This is a genomic window from Paenibacillus sp. MY03, assembly GCF_002165585.1.
In the GTDB taxonomy this organism is placed as follows: domain Bacteria; phylum Bacillota; class Bacilli; order Paenibacillales; family Paenibacillaceae; genus Pristimantibacillus; species Pristimantibacillus agaridevorans.
Genome location: NZ_MXQD01000023.1, coordinates 42,949 through 50,390, shown reverse-complemented (window position 1 = coordinate 50,390; position 7,442 = coordinate 42,949). Strand labels below are relative to the sequence as shown.

2 protein-coding genes are annotated in these 7,442 nt (G+C 48.2%); both read left to right on the top strand.

All coding sequences use genetic code 11. The features are described 5' to 3' along the window. The first annotated feature begins 561 nt into the window (after positions 1–561). Positions 562–4,749, top strand: a complete 4,188-nt coding sequence (locus tag B1748_RS19870) for an S-layer homology domain-containing protein (RefSeq protein ID WP_087569691.1) — start codon at positions 562–564, stop codon at positions 4,747–4,749. 220 nt (positions 4,750–4,969) lie between these two features. Beyond that, entirely contained in the window at positions 4,970–7,336 is a 2,367-nt protein-coding gene (locus tag B1748_RS19865) for a helix-turn-helix domain-containing protein (RefSeq protein WP_087569690.1), read from the top strand. Positions 7,337–7,442 lie beyond the last annotated feature (106 nt).

Genomic DNA, 7,442 nt, shown 5'->3' with positions numbered 1-7,442 from the left:
TCAGCGCATGTGCAGAAATTTTGTTCAGAATAGCAACATTTACAGGTGTGGTCAAGGCGGATTTCCCTTTATTTACGCGGCTTTTCGGCGATTTTCACTTTAGGTATTATAAAGTTCAAAAAGTACTATTTGTTATATAACGAGGTCGATTTTGTGCAAGGAGGACGGCCGGGATTTTATTCATTTAGATTTTTCAAGGGGATGGATTCGGATGGATTCTCTGCAGGGGATCTCCTTCGGCAACATTTAGGACAGTGACCGTTAAAAACAGCCCAAGATTGACACATGCTCTTATAGTGGCAAGCACACTCCTAAAGCCGGTTTTTATTACAATGATTAAAAAAGACAATGGAGGGTATAAGGAGCGCTACATTGTACAATAGACCGCCGAACCTAAGTTTTGTGAATATATAGATGCGGCACTGAGTTCGCAGGAAGCGACAGACAACGTCATGGGTAAAGAGGGGAGGAGGAGCAGAGGATTTGTCGTGGCGACGCAGAGCTCTTTGTTGTGAAAGCGCTTAAGAAATGGGAGTACATGAAAAAGGAGAGGGTTAACGTATGAAGAAGAGCAAAAGATGGAGCATGCTGGTTCTTGCCTTTATGATCGGTTTATTGACTTTGATTGTGCCTGCAGGTACTGAGGTGCAGGCGGAGAGCACGTCTACGCATTCATTCTATATTTCCCAGCAAGGCTCGGATTCCAATGACGGCTCGGTGACCGCGCCATTCGCCACGCTGGAGGCTGCGAGGGATGCCATTCGGGCCATAAAAGCAAATGGCGGCCTGCCAGCCGGCGGCATTACCGTTTTTTTGCGCGAGGGCCATTATTCCATTAGCGAAAGCTTCGAGCTGACAGGACAAGACTCCGGCTCGGCTACCGCGCCTATCGAATACCGTTCTTACCCAGGGGAAGAAGCCGTTCTTGTAGGCGGAATTCGACTGGACGGCTCGCAGTTTACGGCAGTCGGCAATGGCTCGATTCGAGATCGGCTGCAGCCGGCTGTCCGTGAACATGTGCTTGAATATGATCTGACTCCGCATGGAGCTTTGAACTATGGCTCACATATGCAGGTCGGATTCGGATTAACAGAACCTCCTGGCAGCGGCCAATACGTTCATCACAATCCAAGCTCGGAGCTTTTTGTAGATGCTGAACCTTTCAGGCTGGCACGTTGGCCGGACACTGGTTTCGTCTTGATCGGTGAAGCTGATCCGCTCACAACGAGCACAAGCTTCGAATACCTGGATCCGCGTCCGGAATCGTGGGCAGACTTGACCGATGTATGGATGTACGGATATAAGCGTTGGGATTGGGCCGACGGGAATTTGAGGCTCGATGGTATCAATACGATTACCAAGCGAATTCTTTCCGACCAGATTACGGCGTTTGCCGAAGTGAAAAAAGGACAACGTTATTACTACTATAATGTACTGGAAGAGTTGGATGTTCCAGGTGAATGGTATCTGGATCGTAATGCCAACAAGCTTTACGCCTATCTTCCTCCAACAGGCACTCCAAGCGAGAAGGATATGTATCTTTCCTTGCTGAATGAGCCGATGGTAACGATGGATGGAGCTTCCCATATCACCTTTAAAGGGCTCAGTTTCGAGGCTTCGCGCGATATCGGAGTTGTCGTAGAGGGCGGCAGCAGCGTGGTTCTGGACAATAACATTTTCCGGAATTTGGGTAATATCGCGCTATCTATTGATGGCGGCCAAGATCATATTGTCATCGACAATCAAATTTATAATACAGGTTACGGCGCCATTTATCTGAATGGCGGAGATCGCGCGACGTTAACGCCTAGCAATTTTAATGTAGTCAATAACGAGATTTACAATTTCAGCCGCATACAGGCTACATATTCGCCGGGCGTCGAGCTGCGGGGAGTAGGCCACAGATTTGCGCATAACGAGATTTATGATGGCCCGCATATGGCCATATGGATTCACGGCAATAACCATGTCATTGAATACAATGAAATCTATGATGTATTGAAGACCACAAGCGATGCCGGCGCCATGTATATAGGGTCTGATTGGGCAGAGCAAGGCACCGTCATACGCTACAACTATTTGCACAACCTTTATGGTGTAGCCGGAATTGGACAAATAGGCGTTTATTTGGATGATATGGCTAGCGGTTCTCTCGTGTATGGAAATGTAATAGATCGGGCGCAAACAGGGATGCTGGTTGGCGGCGGTCGCAATAATATGGTTGCCAATAATATCGTGATGGAAGGCAAATATTCGATCCGGATGGATGACAGGGGCGTGACTTGGGCGTGGGGAGCATGCGCTCCGAATGGCATGCTTCATAACAAGCTGCAGCAGCTGCCTATAAATACCGATCCGTGGGCCTCGCGGTATACCAACTTGACGACATTATGGGGCGATACGCCATGTTTGCCAAAGTATAATACGCTTCAGGATAATGTGTATCAACTCAACGAAGAATTGATTATTGATCCCAATGTATCTACTTACGGATATATTCACAGCAACTGGGTAACGGAAGAGGATCCAGGCTTCGTGAACCGGTCTGGAAAAGATTTCTCATTGGCGCAGGATGCGAAAGTGTTCGACAAGCTGCCGCGCTTCAATCACATTCCGTTCGAACAAATAGGGCTTCGCGAGGACCCGTGGACGTATCTGGAGAGCAGCCCGCTTGCGTCGATCGAATTGATCGCGAGCGCCTATATGCTTGTTCATGATGCTGTGCAGCCTTGGGTCATGGCGGATAACACCTCAGGCGTTCTGATGGACATATTCGGCTCTGTCAGCTTCGTAAGTTCAGACACTAGCGTAGCAAGGGTTCACCCGACGAACGGCACGGTTACCGCAGTCGCTCCAGGTAAGGTTACCATAACGGCGACCATAGAGCGGGGAGGCGTGACGCGCACCGACTCGGCTGAGATCGAAGTGCTTGCCGCTGGCTTGGATAGAATGGAGGTGCAAGTCGCGCCTCATTTATTGCGCGTGGGACATCTGGCACAGCTTAACGTCACTGGCGTGTTGACCAACAATGAGCAGACCAATATGGATGTTGCGATGATGACCTATACATCCAATAATAATGGCGTTGCCGAGATCAATCTGGACGGGATCATTAAACCGAAGCAGGAAGGCATTGTGACCTTCACGGCCCACGCGAATTGGTTCGGCGTTGTCAGGTCGGCGAGCATTACGATGACCGTATACCCTGAAGGACACTTGGAGGCGCCTTGGACTCTCGTCAACTACGGCGACACAGATGGCTATGTCGTTCAGAATAACGGGGCGTTCACCATTCGAACCAACGGAGCCAACGTATGGGGTGAAGCAGACGCTTTTACTTATGCGTATCGTAATGTGGATTTAAACGATATAGAGGGCGACTTCGAAATAAGTACCAAAGTAAACTCGCTGGTCAACACGCATCCGGACGCAGCAGCGGGCATTATGATAAGGGATAAAGACAGCGCGAATGCCAAGCAAGTAAACCTGCGCGTTCTGCATGATGGAGTATTGCGCTTTGTTTTCCGGGAGGAAGAAGGAGGAGAGTCGGACTACGCTTTCCCCGCGAATCCAATTCCGCTTCCGACAGAGTTGAAGCTAACGAAATCAGGGAATGTTTTTGAAGCTTTTTACAAGCAAAATAATGAGTGGGTCTCTTTTGCGGAGGCCGAAGTGGAAATGGACAATATGGTGCTGGCGGGTATTATGACCATTGCCCATTCCGATGCCAATACGTACACGACTTCTGTACAATCGAATGTGCAAATGACAATGCCTAACAAGCCGCCTGTCGCACCTCAGAATCTGGCGGGAGTAGCCGGGAATACATCGGTAAGTCTGAGCTGGAGCCCTGTCGCAGGCGCAGACAGCTATACGCTTTATAAGTATCAAGGGGCATCGGCTCCGTTGGATACGCAACAATGGGAGGTTGTTCAAGCCTCGCTTACGGAGGCGTCTTATCAGGTGACGGGTCTGACAAACGGGAATGCATATTCCTTCGCGGTAACAGCAGTTGGCCCAGGTGGGGAAAGTCTATTCTCCACGTCGGCAACAGCGACCCCGTTAGCGCCGACAACGCCTACAAATCCAACACCGCCGCCATCGACGCCGACGCCAACAACGTCGCCGACACCAACACCAACGCCAACAGCAACGCCAACCCCGACTGATCCAAGCGACGGGGATGGAGATTCAAGCGGGAATTCGGAACCTGAATTCTCGGATATGGACGGACATTGGAGTCAGCAGATCGTCAAGAAGGCCGCGTCTCTGAAGTTGATTCAGGGTTATCCCGATGGTAAATTCCGTCCGGATCAGGGCGTAACAAGGGCACAATTCGCGGTTATGCTGGCCAATGCGCTGAAGCTGAATACTACAGTAACCGCGCCGGCTTTTACGGATAGCGAGCAAATTCCGGGCTGGGCTCGGGAAGCGGTTGCCGGGGCGGCTGCAGCGGGACTGATAAACGGGTATGAGGACGGTTCGTTTCATGCAAACGCGATTGTTACTCGTGCCCAGATGGCAGTCATGCTGCAAAGAGCCTTGCGGATAGAGGCCGCGACTGGCGATGCCGAGCGCTTTGCCGACCATGGAGATATTCCGGTATGGGCCAGACCTGCGGTGGAGGCGCTGCGAGCAAGCGGACTGATCGAAGGACGCGGGGGCAATCGCTTCGCTCCGAATGCGGAAACCTCCCGTGCGGAAGCAGCCGCTATGCTGCTGGCCATGCTGGAATTTAAGAACGAATAGAAGTTGTGAAGGGAAGAGGCGTACGGTGGAGAAGTAACTCCATTGTGCGCCTTTTTACGCAGTATCCATACTAACTTCTATAAGAAGTGCTACTTTATCCACATTGTACAATTCCGAATAAGTTCCTTGTGTGCCAATATACAAATAAGAACATTTCCATATTGCCTAGTAGAGATAGCTGGTAGAATAGGATCAGACAGACAGGGTGGGGGGACTGCATATGGGATTTGTAAGGAAACTCAAAGCCAAATACACGTCGAGATTGCATTTGCGTAAAATGGTGATTTTAATCTCCATTTTAACCCTGCTGTCATTGAGCGCGTTTGCTACCGTTTTTTATTTTGTTTCGCAAGAAAAGATCGTGAAGCAGCAGGTGCAATCCAACACCAAAGTGTTGCAGCAGGTTAGATATAACATTACTTATATGAATGAGATTATAAAAAACATGGCCATCTCCATTTTTTTTGACGAAGAATTGATGCCGCTGATGAACAGCCGCAGCGAAGATATATTCGATATGCATAACCGAATGAAGAAACAGAAAAAACGGGTGGATTCCACCTCGTTCCTGTATTCCATTGTCGTATATAACGGAAAGACGCAAAGCTTTTATTCCAATCAATCCAAATATGCCTTGGAGTCCATATCGGAAGAAGATTCCGATAAGCTGCTTGCCAATTTTTTGCCCATCCTGAACAAGGAAGTTCCTTGGGACAAAATGAAGCTCATGCCGATGAGCACGACAAGCATGTTGGACGATAAGCAGCCCAACTATGATATTTTTACGTTGGCCATGTATCAGTCCCTGGACTACTACGAGAAGGGAGAAAGCGTCCTTTTTATTAACGTGAAGTCCGAATGGCTTTTGAACAACTTGAAGATGTTGAACCAACTGGACGGTTTAAACAGCAATGGCGACTTTTTTATTATGGATCGCGAGGGCAATGTCCTGCTTCCATCCCATACGGATCACTCCGATCGGCTGGAGTTGAGTCAATATCTAAATGCCGAATCGACGGAAATGCTAGAGACGCACAATGCCAAGTATTTTACAGCGACTCTTAACGGGGCCAAACAAATCGTAACCATTATGGATGCCGACGTAAACAATTGGCAGGTCGTGATGGTGCAGCCCTACAAATCGGTGATGGAGACGTTGTATCAGATTCGAAATACATTGATTCTGGTTACGGTTTGTTTTCTTATTGTGATGTCCGTACTGGCCGTAATGGTTAGCCTGAGATTGTATAGGCCGATCGATCATCTGATGCTGCAGGTCGGAGGAGATGGTCAGTCGGAGCCATCGTCTATTTCCGCCAAGGACGAAGTAGACTACGTGATCCATGCTTATCGATCCATGAAAGAAAAGCTGGCAGTGCTGAAAACGGAACAAACCAGCAAAAGAAACATTGTAAAGGAGTACTATGTTCAAAAACTGCTAAAGGAAAGCGATTCCATTAATCCTGGGGAATTCCGGCAGTTTATAAAGGATAATGCGCTCCATATCGAAACAGATTCTTCCTATGTGATGGCGCTGTTAACGATCGACGAACGTTCCGTTCGCCAGATGGATGCACAGTTATCCGCTTTTGCCCTGATGAACATTGTGGAGGAGACGTTTTATCGGCATTTTCAGTGTGAAGCCATCGACATGCAAACGGGGCACCTGGTCCTTCTAATCAGTATTTCCGACGAATCGGAAGGAACGATGGATACCATTAGCGAACTGCTGCGCGAGGTCAAGAAGACGGTGACCGGTTACTATGGCATGGCATTTAATGTTGCGATTAGCGAGCCTATTGAAGGTTATACGGAACTATCCGAGAGGTATTTGGAATTGCAGGAGATTGCGATGTATCGCATTATTTATGGAATGGACAGCGTCATCTATCCCGAAATGACGGCAGATAACAGGAAAAACGAGGATGTCGGCATTTCGCTGGATACGGAGCAGAAGCTGATTGAAAGCATCAAGCTAAACAATCAGGACAAGATTAAGCTGCAACTGGAGGATATATTCGCGCAGCTGTCCAGGCTCAATTACCATAACATGATTACGAGCCTGTTCCATCTCATTCTTGTCGTGCGAAAAACGATTACGGAGATGAATACGTACAAAATCCAACCCATCACGATCAGCTTAAACGTGCTGCATCAAAGCTTGTCGGAGCAAAAAACGCTAGAGGAGATCAAAAACGATTTTCTGCGGATTTTCGAGGAGCTGTCCGAAGAGATCCAGGAGAGCGGGAAACAAAAAAATACGGTCCTCATTACAAAAATCAAGGAAATTATCGAGGATAATTACAAGGATGAAAATCTGAGTCTGCAAGGAATATCATCCATGCTCAAAATGTCGTCGGCCTATGTCGGACGTATGTTCAAAGCGAGCGAGGCTATGTCCGTCGGGGATTATATGAACGAGGTTCGCATGAAGCATGTGATCCGGCTGATGGACAATGAAAATTATACGATCAAGGACATGATGGAGATGGTCGGCTACAGCAACTTAAGCTATTTTTGGAGGCTATTCAAAAAGAAATACGGCACGACGCCAAAGGAATACCGACAGAAGAAAGCTGTCCGTTAATAGCGGATAGCTTTTTACATAGAAAGTGTAATAAATACAACGCAGGGATCAAGAAAATACGAAAAGTACAATATACAAGGGCTATATATTGAGCCAAACTGGGGCT

What these genes read in the sequence shown, in the direction of transcription:
- B1748_RS19865 (WP_087569690.1), top strand. Translation starts at nt 4,970, where the DNA reads ATGGGATTTGTAAGGAAACTCAAAGCCAAATACACGTCGAGATTGCAT.
- B1748_RS19870 (WP_087569691.1), top strand. Translation starts at nt 562, where the DNA reads ATGAAGAAGAGCAAAAGATGGAGCATGCTGGTTCTTGCCTTTATGATC.